This window comes from Thalassobaculum salexigens DSM 19539, assembly GCF_000423805.1.
In the GTDB taxonomy this organism is placed as follows: Bacteria; Pseudomonadota; Alphaproteobacteria; order Thalassobaculales; family Thalassobaculaceae; genus Thalassobaculum; species Thalassobaculum litoreum.
Genome location: NZ_KE384094.1, coordinates 884,087 through 897,726, shown reverse-complemented (window position 1 = coordinate 897,726; position 13,640 = coordinate 884,087). Strand labels below are relative to the sequence as shown.

General features: G+C 66.4%; 12 protein-coding genes. 4 read left to right on the top strand and 8 right to left on the bottom strand.

Features of this window, described 5'->3' with window-relative positions; genetic code table 11:
- Positions 1–189 precede the first annotated feature (189 nt).
- Positions 190–1,770 carry an ATP-dependent nuclease gene (locus tag G578_RS29220; RefSeq protein ID WP_156907393.1) on the bottom strand — a complete coding sequence of 527 codons (1,581 nt, stop codon included), beginning with the start codon at positions 1,768–1,770 and terminating at the stop codon, positions 190–192.
- Positions 1,771–1,917: 147 nt separating this feature from the next.
- Between G578_RS29220 and G578_RS27170 the strand changes: the two genes are divergently transcribed.
- Positions 1,918–2,508 carry a 3'-5' exonuclease family protein gene (locus tag G578_RS27170; RefSeq protein WP_038015191.1) on the top strand — a complete coding sequence of 197 codons (591 nt, stop codon included), beginning with the start codon at positions 1,918–1,920 and terminating at the stop codon, positions 2,506–2,508.
- A gap of 181 nt (positions 2,509–2,689) precedes the next feature.
- On the opposite strand, the gene G578_RS27165 is transcribed toward G578_RS27170, so the two are convergent.
- The 3 genes from G578_RS27165 to G578_RS30230 are packed head-to-tail and all read right to left on the bottom strand — an operon-like array spanning position 2,690 to position 5,491.
- Positions 2,690–3,856 (bottom strand): alpha-hydroxy acid oxidase, encoded by a 1,167-nt coding sequence (locus tag G578_RS27165; RefSeq protein WP_084619033.1) that lies wholly within the window; start codon positions 3,854–3,856, stop codon positions 2,690–2,692.
- 56 nt (positions 3,857–3,912) lie between these two features.
- Complete coding sequence (locus tag G578_RS27160; protein ID WP_245565650.1) at positions 3,913–5,061, bottom strand: alpha/beta fold hydrolase; 1,149 nt, start codon at positions 5,059–5,061, stop codon at positions 3,913–3,915.
- On the bottom strand, positions 4,982–5,491 hold the full coding sequence (locus G578_RS30230) for a hypothetical protein (protein ID WP_245565649.1): 510 nt from the start codon (positions 5,489–5,491) through the stop codon (positions 4,982–4,984). The genes G578_RS27160 and G578_RS30230 overlap by 80 nt, the downstream gene beginning before the upstream one ends.
- A gap of 217 nt (positions 5,492–5,708) precedes the next feature.
- Between G578_RS30230 and phaR the strand changes: the two genes are divergently transcribed.
- Both phaR and G578_RS0119400 read left to right on the top strand, forming a co-directional pair.
- Positions 5,709–6,461, top strand: a complete 753-nt coding sequence (gene phaR, locus G578_RS27155; protein ID WP_084619032.1) for a polyhydroxyalkanoate synthesis repressor PhaR — start codon at positions 5,709–5,711, stop codon at positions 6,459–6,461.
- A gap of 267 nt (positions 6,462–6,728) precedes the next feature.
- Positions 6,729–6,992 (top strand): hypothetical protein, encoded by a 264-nt coding sequence (locus G578_RS0119400; RefSeq protein ID WP_028795661.1) that lies wholly within the window; start codon positions 6,729–6,731, stop codon positions 6,990–6,992.
- A 211-nt stretch (positions 6,993–7,203) separates the two neighbouring features.
- Here G578_RS0119400 and G578_RS0119395 read toward each other — a convergent pair whose 3' ends face one another.
- The 4 genes from G578_RS0119395 to argH form a co-directional block, all read right to left on the bottom strand.
- Entirely contained in the window at positions 7,204–8,187 is a 984-nt protein-coding gene (locus G578_RS0119395; protein ID WP_028795660.1) for a DUF2333 family protein, read from the bottom strand.
- A 139-nt stretch (positions 8,188–8,326) separates the two neighbouring features.
- The gene (locus tag G578_RS27150; protein ID WP_051245028.1) at positions 8,327–11,071 is read right to left on the bottom strand and encodes a TIGR02302 family protein; all 2,745 of its coding nucleotides are present in this window, start codon (positions 11,069–11,071) and stop codon (positions 8,327–8,329) included.
- Positions 11,072–11,450: 379 nt separating this feature from the next.
- Positions 11,451–11,615, bottom strand: a complete 165-nt coding sequence (locus tag G578_RS29660; RefSeq protein WP_156907392.1) for a hypothetical protein — start codon at positions 11,613–11,615, stop codon at positions 11,451–11,453.
- 14 nt (positions 11,616–11,629) lie between these two features.
- Positions 11,630–13,036 (bottom strand): argininosuccinate lyase, encoded by a 1,407-nt coding sequence (gene argH, locus G578_RS0119380; RefSeq protein ID WP_028795659.1) that lies wholly within the window; start codon positions 13,034–13,036, stop codon positions 11,630–11,632.
- Between argH and G578_RS27145 the strand changes: the two genes are divergently transcribed.
- On the top strand, positions 13,035–13,631 hold the full coding sequence (locus G578_RS27145; protein WP_051245027.1) for a TlpA family protein disulfide reductase: 597 nt from the start codon (positions 13,035–13,037) through the stop codon (positions 13,629–13,631). The genes argH and G578_RS27145 overlap by 2 nt on opposite strands.
- Positions 13,632–13,640 lie beyond the last annotated feature (9 nt).

Genomic DNA, 13,640 nt, shown 5'->3' with positions numbered 1-13,640 from the left:
CTATCAGTTGTCAGCGCGCCCGCGAGCCCTGGGCCGCGGCGCGGGGAATATCACAGACCGGGCGGTTCCGCCCGTGCGTTAAACATAAGCGCGGGGGGATGCTGCCACAACCGGGAGGGGTGTGGGGTTGATGTGGATCAAGGGGTGGGACTATTTCGGGACTGATTACCATATGATCGGGCTTTGTGACTACGGAAGGCGATTGTGAATCTCTTCTATTAAATGTTCGAACTCACTATCGCGGTTTTTTATTACAAAGGATATTAAGTCGTGTCGAGTGGTGGCTTCAGTTAAGTCGATGGCCAGAGATAAATCTCGAAATTCACCATGCTTTTCTGCATATTCAGCTTCTTTAAACGCATTGATCAGGTCGTTAATGCTTTCTATTCCCCAGATGTTCATTAAGAATTCGGCCTTTGAGGTATCTGTACTATTTATTAAAATAGAAGTTTCTTCAATTATCCATCGTTCTGGCCAGTCAGATCCAGGGAGATAAAATACCCTTTCAGATATCCAAGATTCAACGTCTTGCCTTTCATCGGGAGTGCTGCATTCACAGGCGGATTGAGCAATGGAAATGGCTGTTTTTAAATTTCCATTTTGATCTCCGTCCAGAACGCATATACAATTATGTATGCTTTCAAGTTTTCTTGAGGAAAGCTGCCGAATTACAGCAGCGTGTGATCCAATTGACTTTATCTTAACTCTTTTTCTAAGGCCTGCAGGTAACGCGGCTTGCAGCATTTCGACTCCCACGCCATCTTCGACAAATATATCAAGCTCGTGCGCGTCGGGACGGCCCATTTTCCCGCAAACAAAATCTGGCGATGCGCCGGGAGTAATGAAAGTTTTCTCATTGATGCTTTCTACATGAAACCGGGCTTCAGGGGGGAGATTTCTAAGTATTGCGTGAGAATGTGTCGAGCACACTATCTGGCATTTCATTTTGTGGCAGAGCTTTTTTAATTCATCGATAAGTCGAACTTGAGCTAACTCGTGCAAGCCGAGTTCAATTTCATCGATAACTAGTAGGGTTCCTGGGCCTGCGGCAAAAAGGGCGGTCAAGATTTCAAAAACGGACCCTTCACCAGCACCCATATTAAACCCAGAATAGGATATACCATTAGAAGACGCGACGGGCAGAGTATATTTGGTGTGCTCGTAAGAGTCAAAATTGGTATAAGATTTTCCAATTATTCGAGTTGCAATTTCAGCAATTCGTTTTCTGTCTTCTCCATTCATCGTTCCAGGCTTAAATTTACTACGGTAAGATTTATGAGTGCTACGCTCGTAGTGCGGAACTACCCTCTGAACACCGAAGTAAATTACGTTACGATCAACTCGTAGGTCGTAGTCGTTCCATTTTCCTCCTTTCCCTTTTTTTCGAGCTTGAAAGCGAATGCCAGGTTCAACAAGATGCCAGCGGTTATGATGAATTCCATAAAGAATTTCTACTCCCTCAACGGTTGTCTCTGCGCTGGATTGAACAAAAAAATCATGAAATGTATAGTAATTTTTATTTCTTAAGGGCGGATAAAACCCATCGTTTTTATTGTGAAAGGCGCAGGTGGCTAAAGCAAGTATAGTGGATTTTCCTGATCCATTACCTCCAGAAAATACTGTAATTGGATAGTTAAGTGAAATGGAGAAATTCGTAAGGCCACGAATTGTCCCTTTTGTCAGCCGTATTTCGCGAAGAGACGCTCTTGAATCATCATTTTCGAACCACTTGAAGTTGGATTTATCAATCTGGGAGTTTTTATAGGCCATAATTCTCCAGAAGGCATGAAATTGATTTGAGTTTAATTGTATAAACACTTCTTAATTGAGTCAAGTATTCCAGGTGTCGCGTCAACTGAAAACAATGGTAACTGTTTATCCATTCAAAGCCGTGTTGGGGTTGGGCGACAGCATCCAATGACCCTATACCTCGTCACCGATATCGAGACCGACGGCCCGGAGCCGGAGGCGCAGTCGATGCTATCGCTCGCCACGGCCGCCTGTGCGCCGGGGCGGGGGATTGTGGACACCTTCACCATCAACCTCGCCCCGCAGCTGGGCCACGCCGCCCATCCGGAGACGGCCGCCTGGTGGCGGACCCAGCCGGAGGCCTGGGCGGCGGCCACATCCGATCCGGTGGCGCCGGGCGAGGCCATGACCCGCTGGGCCGACTGGGTGCGGGCGCTGCCGGCACCGCGGATCTTCGTCGCCCATCCGCTCACCTTCGACGGCATCTGGGTGGACTGGTATCTGCGGCGCTATGTGGGGGTGCCGCTGAATAGGGGCCCGCTCTCTGGTGAGGCGCTGTTCGCGCCCACCGCGCTGGACCTGCCGAGCCTGATCGCCGGACGGCTCGGCCGGGACCCGGCCACCCTGCACGAGAAGCGCTACCCGCCGGAGTGGCTCGGCGCCGTCCCGCACAGCCACCGGGCGGAGGACGACGCGGTCGGCTATGCGCACCTGCTGCTGCGGGTGCTGGCGATGCCGGTGGCGGTCGGGGCAGGATAGGCTGGCACGCTTCGGGCCTGGGGGTCACAGGCCCCGGCGACGGCGGGGCTGGGTCCCGGCTCAGCCTTTCAGGCCGGCCGGGAAGACGGTGAGGGAGGATGGCGGGTGCCGGCGTCGGAACGCGCGCGGCGCCGCCTCAATACGTGCCGCCTCAATACATGCCGCCTCAATACGTGCCCCCTCAGTACGTATAGTCGTCCGCCGCCAGCAGCGGATACTGGCTCCACACATGGGCCGGCTCCACCGGGTCGGTATAGGCGATGTAGCGCCCGTCGATGTCGTTGAACGAATTCAGCCCGAGCAGGCCGAGATCGATGCGGACCTCCTCCTCCAGCAGCTCCAGCACCCGCACCACCCCGGCGGCCCCGCCGGCGGCGAGGCCGCAGCACAGCATCCGGCCGATGCCGACCGCGTCGGCGCCCAGCGCCCGGGCCTTGATGATGTCGGAGCCGCGGGTCACGCCGCCGTCCACCGCGATCTTCGCCCGGCCGGCGACCGCGTCGGCCACCTCCGGCAGCACGTCGAGCGCGCCCAGCCCGTGGTCGAGCTGGCGGCCGCCATGGTTGGAGACGTAGATCATGTCGGCGCCGTGCTCGACCGCCAGGCGGGCGTCCTCGGCGGTGGCGATGCCCTTCAGGATCAGCGGGATGTCGTGGGTCTTCTTGAACCGCTCCACGTCCTTCCAGTTCAGCGCCTTCTGGAACTCCATGCCGGGCACCTGGCGCCAGGGCTTCACGAAGCGGTTGGCCATGTCGCGCTCGCGCCGGCTGTACCAGGCGCTGTCGACGGTCAGCGCGAAGGCGTCGTAGCCGTGGTCGACGGCGCGGGCGACGATGTCGTCCAGCCAGGAATCGTCGCCGCGCTTGTACAGGCAGAACACCTTGGTGCCGCCCTCGATCTTGGCCACGTCCTCCAGCGGCACGGTGCCGACCGAGGACAGGAACAGCGGCACGCCGGCATGGGCGGCGGCGCGCATCGCCTGGACCGGGCCGTTGGCGGCGAAGCTCTCCAGGCTGCCGATCGGGCAGAGCAGGACCGGCAGGCTGACCTTGTGGGTCAGGAAGGTGCCGCCGGTGTCGATCTCGCGCATGTCGTTGAGCACGCGCGGGCGGAAGGCGACCTTGTCGAAGGCCAGCCGGTTGCGCTTGACCGTGGTCTCGCTCTCGGTGCCGCCGCGCAGGTAGTCCCAGGTGTTGCGGTCCAGGTTGGCGCGGGCGCGCTTGACGATCTCGTGCAGCACGTGGAACTCGTCGCGGACCGTCTCCAGGTCGGTCTCCGGAATGGCGCCCAACTCGGCTGTAGCGGCGGCGTCAGCGGCAGAGGTAGAGGCGGCGGCGGCGTCGGTCATGGTCTGTCTTCCTCCCGGATGCCCTGACGGGCGATCGTTGATCTCTTCTCGTTGCGTCAGCCCGGCAGCGTCTCGGCGAGCCAGGTATGCAGGGTCGTCCAGGCCCGTCGGGGCGCGCCGGCGCTGACCACCATGCCGATATGGCCCAGCGCGACATCGGCGCGGGTGGCGTTCGGCAGGCGGTCGGCCAGGGCGCGGGCCGAGGCGGGCGGGACGATGCGGTCGCGCGCCGGGATCATGGCGAGCGCCGGCACCGTCACCTGTTCCGGAATAACCGTCCGTCCGGCAATCCGCCAGTCCCCGATTGCAGGGGTGTTGCGGCCGTACCAGCCGAACAGGGCCTCGCGCGCCACCGGGGCGGCCAGCGGCACGCCGTCGTTCAGCCAGTCCTCCAGGGCGACGAAGGCCAGCGCCTCCGGCGTGTCGCCGCTGTCCTGGCCGAAGCGCAGGAACTTGTTGATCACCAGCAGCGGGTCGAGGGCGAAGAACAGCGCCTGGATCCAGTCGGTCGGCAGCCAGCCCAGGGTCTCGATCGTGCCGGCCATCCACGGCTCGGCCCCGGGCAGGGCGGCGGCGATCGGCGGGGCGTCGGCGGCGAAGTCGAACGGCGTGGCGAGCAGCAGCAGGCCGGCGACGTCGCGCGGCCGGCGCTGGGCCAGGGCCAGGGCCAGCAGCCCGCCCATGCAGTAGCCCAGCAGGGCGGGGCGGGTGCCGGTGATGGTGAGGACGGCTTCCAGGGCCGCCTCCAGCCGGCCGGCGACGTAGTCGGTCAGCGAGAACCGCCGCTCCGCCTCGCCGGGAAACCCCCACTCGACCAGGAACGGCCGGTAGCCGCGCCGGGCCAGGTCGCGCAGCAGCGAGCGCTCCTCGGTCAGGTCGAGCACGTAGCCGCGGTTGACCAGGGAGGGGACGACCAGGATCGGGATGCCGCCGGGGGCGGCGCCCGGGACGGTGCCGTAGTCGAGCAGCAGGGTGGCGCCGTCCTTCCAGCAGACGGCGGGCTCGGCGACGGCTCGTCGGTAGGGGTGGTGGCGGTAGCGCTCGATGCCGGACAGAAAGCGGTCGAGGCGCCGGCGCACCTCCTCCTCCATGGCGGTCTCGAAGCTGTCCGGCGCGGCGGAGGGGTTACGACCGGCGGCCGCTGCGGCTCTTGCCGCCTCCAGGGCGTCGAGCTGGGTCTTCAGGCTCGCCGCCGTCTCGCTCAAGCCGGGCTTCCAGTCGAGCGATCCGTTCTTCCAGGCGACGGAGCTCGCGTAGGATGAGAGCCAGGTCGTCGCCGCCGCGCTCAGATACAGGGGCAGCGGGCGCGGCCCCGGCCGTGGGGCGTCCCTGCTGCTGCTTCCGATACCGTTCGCTGTCGCCGTCATGGCCGGCACTATAAGGCGAAGCGGGCGCAGATGAAGAGGAAGCGGCGCCGCCGGGCGCGTAGCCGGGCTGCAGCCCGTCGGCCATCGGTCGCGCGGACGGGCCCGAGAAACCCTGGCCGGTCCACAGCGCGGTCCAGCGGCGCACCGCGTCGGCGACCTCCGGATCTGTGGCCATGGCCTGGACCTGGGTTTGCCACAGGTCCATGAACCGGCGCGCCAGATCGCCGGCATCGGGCGGCGGGGCGGAGCTGTCTGAGGTGTCGTTCATGTCGTGCGGTCCGGTCATGGCGCCGCAGTATCTCACGCCGCCACGGGCGGGCCAAGCGCGCGGGACAACCCTACTGGTTGTACAGCCTTCCGCGCCGCCACACGTTGCAAGACCGGGAAATTGCACGGATTCCGGACATCATCGTTGCAAAGCACAAACGAGCGGCGCACTGTTAAAAGAAACGCTAAAAACTGAACCGAGGGTGGGACAGTAAGCCATGACGGATAGCTCCAAGACTGACGCCGCCAAGAAGACGACCCGGGCCCCCGGCCGCAAGGCTGCGGCGGCGAAGGCGTCGACGGTCGGCCGACGGTCGGAGGCGGAGGATGGGTCCGGCGCCACCGGCGGCGCTCAAGCGATCACCATCAAGAAATACGCCAACCGACGGCTCTACAACACGGCGACGAGCAGCTACGTCACCCTCGACCACCTGTGTCAGATGGTGAAGGATGGCGTAGAGTTCGTGGTCTACGATGCCAAGACCGGCGAGGACATCACCCGCGCGGTGCTGACCCAGATCATCGTGGAGGAGGAGTCCAAGGGGCAGAACCTGCTCCCCATCGGCTTCCTGCGCCAGCTCATCAGCTTCTACGGCGACAACCTGCAGATGGTGGTGCCGGGGTATCTGGAATCCTCCATGGCCGCGTTCTCCCAGAATCAGGAGCGGATGCGGAGCTACATGTCCGAGGCGTTCGGCGGCATGTACCCGTTCGGCTCGATCGAGGACATGACCAAGCGCAACCTGACCATGCTGGAACAGGCGATGTCCATGTTCACCCCGCCGGGCGGCACGGCCACGGGCGGCGGTGCGAAGCCGGCCCAGTCCAGCGCCGAGCCAGCCTCGGGCGGATCGGGCGAGGATACGGCGGCGGCGGTGCGCCAACTCCAGACCCAGCTCGAGACGCTGCAGCGGCAGCTGATGGAGCTTGGGACGGGCGCGCTGTCGAAGCGGGACACCGACGACTCTTAACGTGGTTAACCGCTGTTAACCTTCGATCTTAAACCTTTCTCTGGTTTTCTCTTAACATTTCTACGCTAGACTGGGGCTGTCGATCCTTGAGGGAGGCAGGACCCCATGGTCTCGCCTGTCGACGGCCCCGGCCCCCCGCCGGGAAGTTATCTACCCGTCCCGACGGGCGGTCGCGCCGTCGTTCCCTACACGCGTGCCGATGCCGATGAGTCCCTGGGTGCCGGACGCGGCCGTCCGGATCGCCCGGAGCGTCCTGTTCCCGATGCCGTGGCCGTTCCGGTCGGCGCGTCGGCCGGCCGGCCGGCGACACGCGAAAATCCGTTCCTCGACCGCGGCGACGTCTTCCGCCGCCCGCTCCTCACCAGCCGGCCGACCGCGTCCTTCCTCGCCCAGGCGTTCGGCCAGGACGGGGACACGGACGCCCGCACCGCCAGTGCCGAGGCGGCCCGGCGCTACCGAGAGGTTCAGGAGACCGTCGACCGCGCCACCGCCCGCCGCTCCGGCCCGCCGGAGGTGGATGTGGTGACGTAGGGGGCTGATGCTTGCCTGAACGCCTGCCGGTGCTTCCCGCCGCCTGCCGCGCGGCCTTCCGCTGCCGTCTTCCCGGCCTTGCGCCGGGATCCAGCCATCCATCGGCTGGAGCGTGTATCGCGAGAAGACTCCCAACGGCCCGGTTGCTCTATCCCTGGGCCCCGGCGCAGGGCCGGGGAGACGGAGGAAGTGGGACGACGCGCGAGCCTGCCTACTTCAGCAGGATGTTGGTGATTTCTCGGAGCTGGGTGCGGGCGCGCAGGAGGTAGAAGCCCTGAACCGCCAGATGGCTCGGGAAATAGGCGCCGTCCGGCGCGCCGTTCATGACCACCACCGGGTCGAGGATCGCCGCCTGGTTCAGCGACTGCATCATCTGCTCCCAGGCCGGGCCGAGCTGGCGGTCCTTGATCACCCCGTCGAAATCGCGCCCCAGCTCCCGCAGCAGGATCGAGTAGCCGTAGAGCCGGCCCTTCACCCCGTAGAAGATGTCGTCGACCTTGGTGTCGACGAGCAGCGGGCGCGGCTTGGCCAGATGCTGGTCAAGGGTCGCCGAGGCCGACCCCAGATCGGAGGCGATCCGGTCCAGGGTGGCGATCAGGTTGTCCGAGCGGCGCTCGAAGATCGCCTGGCCCGCCGCCAGCCTGTCGTTGTAGGCCTTCAGGGCGCGCGACGCGGCGCGGTACTGGGTCTCCGAGGCCGGGGTGGGCAGGAACGAGGTGGAGAGGTCGAAGATCCAGACATTGCCGGGATACTTCAGCAGCCCCGCCGCCTTGTCGAGATCGGCATCCACCTCCGACGACCCGCGGGTCCGGCCGATCTGGTCGGCCATCTCGATGGTGAAGCGCGACAGGGCGTAGATGATGCCCTGCTGGTAGTTCGGCGTGTTGTCGAGCAGGGCCGAGGGATAGAAGAACGGGTCGTTGGCGGTCCAGAAATGGGTGTCGATCTCCCGGTCGATCAGGGCCGCGGTCGCGGCGACCGCGTGGCTGCCGCCCTCGGGCTCGTTGATCGCCTGGAAATTCGGATCGTCATCGATGCTGTGCATGATGAAGGCGCCGACGACGTAGTAGAGCAGGATCAGGACGACCAGAACGATCAGGGAATACCCGCCGATACGGGCCACGCCGCGGCCTGGGAGGAACCGGCGTTTCGGGGCCGAGTACTCATCGTCCCAGTCGATTTCCGGTCGCGCCATATCCCTGCCCCTTCGCAGCTCTGTCCCATTGCCAGGCTAAACACATAGGAAGCGGGGCCGGTTCTGTCATCCTTGCGTGATCGGGAACGGGCGCGGCCCATCCACCCGTCCGCGCGGCGACGGCCCGGTCGGCGGGCCGTCAGAACCGCTTCAGCAGCCGGTCGATATAATCCAGCTCCTGGGCCGGACGGCCGCGCTCGCCGGATCGCTTGCGCAGTTCGTCGAAGATCCGCCGGGAGCGCAGCAGGTCGCTTTCCGCCGGCAGGCCGTGTCGGGTGGTGCTGTCGGTGGCGTAGCCCTGGCTGTCCTCGCGGTCGTTGTTCAGCGGATCTCGGATCTGGCCGTCCTGAGCGCGGCCCTGGGCGCCGGGTGTGGGGGCGGCACCGCCGCCGGCCTGCTGCTGTTGCTGCATCGCCTCGGACAGCGCCTGGGCGCCGTCCTGCAGGGCCTCGATCGCATCGCCCTGGGGGCCGACCGCCTCGCCCGGCTGGTTCTGGCCGAGCGCGTCGCCCGCCCCCTTCATCGACCGCTCTGCCTGTCCGAAGGGTTGCGGGATCTGACCCATCCCCTCGCCGAGCTTGCGCATGAACTCGCCGAGCTGGCGGCGGAGCTGCTCCTGCATCTGGGCGAGCTGCTCGGAGGTCATGCCCTGGGGGCTGCCGTCGCGGCCCGGTTGGCCCTGACCGGGCTGACCCTGACCCCGCTGGCCCTGTTGACCCTGGCCCTGTTGACCCTGGCCGGGCCGCTGACCCTGCTGTCCGGGCTGCTGGCCCAGATTCTGCTGGCCGCGGTTGCCGAACTGCTCCTCGCCCTGCTGGTGGTTCTTGAAAGTCTCGTCCATCAGCCGCTGCTGCTGCTCGGCGAGGTCCTGGAGCTGGCGCATCATCTCGCGGGCGGCGAGCTGCTCCGGCGACATCATCTGCGGCCGCCCGGCACGCAGGTTCTCCATCATCTCGCGCAGCTGCGACAGCATCTCGCGCGCCGCGTCCTTGGCGCCGGCCTGGGCCATCTGCCGGGCCCGCTCCAGCATGTCCATCAGGTCCTGGCGCTCGATGATCCGGTTGGGGTCGACCTCCTGCATCTGCTCGGCGTTCTGCTCGCCGTTGCGCATCATCTCCTGCATCTGCTCGGCCATCGCCTGCAGCATCTTGTCGATCGCCTGCCGCATCTCGTCGAGCAGCTTGTCCAGCTCGGCCTGATCGACGCTGTCCTCGGCCAGCAGGTCCATGATCTTGCGCTCGATCTCGCGCAGCTCGCGCTCGGCTAGGGACAGCTCGCCGTCCTCGACCCGCAGGGCGGTGTCCCAGAGCAGCTTCTGCACCGCCTCGATCATCTCCGGGCCTTCGTCGTTCAGCACGAGGCGGCCGGCCGCGGTGCGCAGGGCGAGGAAGGTGACGATGTCCTCGTAGTAGTGGTGCGGCCGGACCGCGATCGACATCAGCACCTGGGCGATGTCGTCCTTCGCGCCGGGCTCGGTGGTCAGGCGCTTGCGCTGTTCGATGATCGCCTGGGCGACCGGGTGGGTGAACTGGCGCTCGGGCAGGATGATGTTCAGCGGCTCGCTGATCCCCTCCTGGCCGATCGCGTCGCGGGCCACCAGGGTGATGCGGACCGGCTGTCCGGCCCAGGGATGCGGCGTGAGGTCGTGATAATCCTTGGCGTCCACCGCCTCCGGGGCGGCACCGGGCAGGGACAGCGGCAGGATGATCGGCTCATCGCTGGCCACCTCGGCCGTGCTGCTCAGCCGGTCGATCCGCGCCTCGACCGAGGCCAGGCCGTAATCGTCGGAGGCGGCGAAATGGATCATCAGGGCCGCCCGCTCGGTGGCGGCCGGCGGCTCGGCCATGGTGACGGTCGGCTTCAGGTCGGGCACGACGGTGATGGTCCAGCCGGCGAGCCTGTCGCCGTCCTGGCGGATGGTGAGGGCCGTGCCGGCCTCGATCGGCTTCTCGATCTGGTGGGCGCGGGTGCCCACGGTCTCGAAGGGCAGCACGGTCTCGCGGGCCCCGTCGCCGTCGCCGTCGGTCACCGCCAGTTCCGGGGTGCCGTCGCCGCCATTCACCTTGGCGAGCAGGACCGAGCCCACCGGGACCGCCAGCCGCTCGGGCGCGCCCGGCTCAGCAGGGGAGGCGCTATCGGGGGAGGCGGCTTCCGCGCCGTCCGCCGGCTTGTCGGCGGCCCGGGCCAGCAGCATCGGCACCCGACCGGTATAGGCCGGCGGGTTGATCCAGACATCCAGGGTCGGCGGGGCCGACGCGTAGGGCGAGCGCAGATCGGGCTGGAAGGCGAGCGCGATCCGCTGCCCCGGGTTGCCGGCGGCGATCGCCAGCCCGAGCACCAGCGCCAGCGCCAGCCCGGCGCGCAGGCCGAACCGGTCGAGCTTGGCCATCGCCGGTTCCGGCGGGGCGACCTTGAGACCTCTCAGCCGGGCGGCTTCCCGCTTCAGGTGGGCCCGCCAGATCGCCAGACCCATGTAGTTGGCCTCGTCGGCCGGCCGATCGGCCAGACTGCTCAGCGGCCGGTGGGTGAGGCCGCTGTCGCGCTCCAGGCGGCGCACGGCGTCCCCGTGGGTCGCCGGCTGCCAGCGCACCGCGCCGCGCCGCAGGCTCCACAGGAAGGCGGCGCCGAGGATCAGCAGCAGCGCCAGATGGCCCCAGCCGTAGGTCAGGTCGCCGAGCCAGTGCGGCACGCCGATCAGCGCCAGGGCGATGAAGGTGGCGGCGATCACGATGGGCGGCCACAGGGACGGCCACAGCCGTTCCCAGCCGAGAACGGCTTTCGACAGGGCGAGTTTCAGGGCAAGCGGGCGACTGGTGTCGTCCTGCTTCCCGGACCTTGACCGGTCTTGGGACGTTGACCGGTCCGGCGTCTGCGGGTCACGCACCACGGGTCTCCACCATCGTCGGGGCGTCCGGTGCGCCGGCGGCTTCTTCCGGCCGGCACGATCATGCCTGGCCGGAACCCGCTCCGAAGCGACCGCCAAACCGGGCGCCGATGTAGGGAGTGTTGGTCGACAGGCAGGGGTGGTCAAGCCCCGGCACGGTGATTCAAGCGGATGTGTTCGGGGGAGGGAAGGCGGATATCACGCCACGACCCATATCCCTCCCCGATTGCGCACTCCCCGGACCTGTTCCGGGGCCAGCCCTGCCATCTGGGCGGGCGTCGGTGCATTTCGTCGGGCGCCCGCCTGGAGGATGCCTTGCCCCGGCACAAGGCCGGGGAGTGAGAAATAAGGGGATGGACCCGCTTCCCTCTCCCAATTCCTACTCCTGCAGCACCTTGGTCTTGGTCTGGGCCGGGTAGTTGCGCGGGTGGAGGACCGGCTTGTCCTTCGGCGGGCTCGGGTCGCCTCGCTTGCCGCAGGCCGCGAGGCCGCCCAGGGCCAGGGCCGCGAGGGTCAGAGCCAGTCGGCGGCGGGTCTCGTCCATGCTCACCCTCCCTGTCAGGAACCGTCGTCCAGGAACCGCTCCCGGGCGGCGGCGACCTGCTCGCGCACCCGGGCCGGGGCGGTGCCGCCATAGCTCATGCGGGCGTTCACCGACGCCTCCACAGACAGCACCGCGAAGATGCGGTCGTCAATCGCCGGATCGATCTCCCGCATGACCTCCAGCGGCAGATCCTCCAGACCGCCGCCGCGCTCCTCGGCGGCGCGCACGACCCGGCCGGTGACGTGGTGGGCGTCACGGAACGGCATGCCGGCCTCGCGCACCAGCCAGTCGGCGAGGTCGGTGGCGGTCGGGAAGCCGGCATCCACCGCCTTGCGCAGGGCGGCGGGGTTGGCCTCCATGTCGCGGATCATGCCGGTGGTGCAGGCGATGCACAGGCCCAGGGTGTCGACCGCGTCGAAGCACGGCTCCTTGTCCTCCTGCATGTCCTTGCCGTAGGCCAGCGGCAGGCCCTTCAGGACCACGGCGATCGCGGTGAAGGCGCCGAGCACGCGGCCGGTCTTGCCGCGGACCAGCTCCGCCCCGTCGGCGTTCTTCTTCTGCGGCATGATCGAGCTGCCGGTGGTGAAGGCGTCGGACAGCTTCACGAAGCGGAACTGGGCCGTGGTCCAGATCACCAGCTCCTCGGCGAGACGCGACAGGTGCACCGCGCAGATTCCGGCGGCGGCCAGCAGCTCCAGAACGAAGTCGCGGTCGGACACCGCATCCAGCGAATTGGCGGCCGGCCGGTCGAAGCCGAGCGCGGAGGCGGTCATGTGGCGGTCGATCGGGAACGGCGTGCCGGCGAGGGCGGCCGCCCCGAGCGGGCACTCGTTCAGGCGCCGCCGGGCGTCGGCGAGACGCGAGCGGTCGCGGCCGATCATCTCCACATAGGCCAGCATGTGGTGGCCCAGGGTGACCGGCTGGGCCGGCTGCAGGTGGGTGAAGCCGGGCATGATGGTGTCGGCGTTGCGATCCGCCTGGTCGATCAGCGCGGCCTGCAGGTCCTTCATCTCGACATCCAGGGCGTCGATGGCGCCGCGGACCCAGAGCTTCATGTCGGTCGCGACCTGATCGTTGCGCGACCGACCCGTGTGCAGGCGACCGGCGGCGTCGCCGATCTTTTCGCGCAGCCGGCTCTCCACGTTCAGGTGGATATCCTCCAGTGCGCGCGAGAATTTGAACTCACCGGACTCGATCTCGCCCCAGATGTCCTCTAGACCCTGGGCGATGGCCGCCCCATCTTCGGCGGTGAGGATGCCCTGGGCGACCAGCATCTGCGCGTGGGCCTTGGAGCCCTGGATGTCCTCGCGCCAGAAGCGCCGGTCGAAATCGATGGACGGGTTGATCCGTTCCATGGCTTCCGCCGGCCCGGCGGCGAAGCGGCCGCCCCACATCGTGTTCGCAGAAGAAGGTTCGGTCATGACGTTTCTCGGTTCGCTCTCGTCCTGGTCGCCGGTGCGGCTGGCGCTGGTTGGCGGGGTGGTCGGTCTCGTTGCGGCACTCGCTGCGGGCGGCGTCTTCCTGACCCGGGCCTCCGCCTCCGGACCGCCGGCTTTTTCCGGCGGCTACGGGGACTGGGAGGCCTTCGCGGATCCGCAGCCCGCACCGGCCATCGACTTCCTAGACCCGGACGGCGAGCGCATCAACCTCGACGCATACAAGGGGCAGACGCTCCTGGTGAATTTCTGGGCCACCTGGTGCGCCCCGTGCATCCGCGAACTGCCCGCCCTGGACGAGCTTCAGGCCGATCTGGGCAGCGACGCGTTCCGGGTGCTGATCATCTCCATCGACCGCAAGGGGCTGGAGGTGGCGCAGCCGTTCCTGGACGGCCTCGAGGTGGAGCACCTGAGGACGGCCGCCGACCCCAAGGGCGCGCTGGCCCGCGAGATGAAGGCGACCGGCCTGCCGACGACGGTGCTGATTGCGCCGGACGGCAAGGTGATGGGGCGGATCCTCGGTGACGCGGAGTGGAATTCCGACGGTGCCAAGGCACTCGTGCGTTACTATCTGAAGTGAGGGTGCCTC

What these genes read in the sequence shown, in the direction of transcription:
- G578_RS29220 (WP_156907393.1), bottom strand. Translation starts at nt 1,770, where the DNA reads ATGGCCTATAAAAACTCCCAGATTGATAAATCCAACTTCAAGTGGTTC.
- G578_RS27170 (WP_038015191.1), top strand. Translation starts at nt 1,918, where the DNA reads ATGACCCTATACCTCGTCACCGATATCGAGACCGACGGCCCGGAGCCG.
- G578_RS27165 (WP_084619033.1), bottom strand. Translation starts at nt 3,856, where the DNA reads ATGACCGACGCCGCCGCCGCCTCTACCTCTGCCGCTGACGCCGCCGCT.
- G578_RS30230 (WP_245565649.1), bottom strand. Translation starts at nt 5,491, where the DNA reads ATGAACGACACCTCAGACAGCTCCGCCCCGCCGCCCGATGCCGGCGAT.
- phaR (WP_084619032.1), top strand. Translation starts at nt 5,709, where the DNA reads ATGACGGATAGCTCCAAGACTGACGCCGCCAAGAAGACGACCCGGGCC.
- G578_RS0119395 (WP_028795660.1), bottom strand. Translation starts at nt 8,187, where the DNA reads ATGGCGCGACCGGAAATCGACTGGGACGATGAGTACTCGGCCCCGAAA.
- G578_RS29660 (WP_156907392.1), bottom strand. Translation starts at nt 11,615, where the DNA reads ATGGACGAGACCCGCCGCCGACTGGCTCTGACCCTCGCGGCCCTGGCC.
- G578_RS27145 (WP_051245027.1), top strand. Translation starts at nt 13,035, where the DNA reads ATGACGTTTCTCGGTTCGCTCTCGTCCTGGTCGCCGGTGCGGCTGGCG.
- argH (WP_028795659.1), bottom strand. Translation starts at nt 13,036, where the DNA reads ATGACCGAACCTTCTTCTGCGAACACGATGTGGGGCGGCCGCTTCGCC.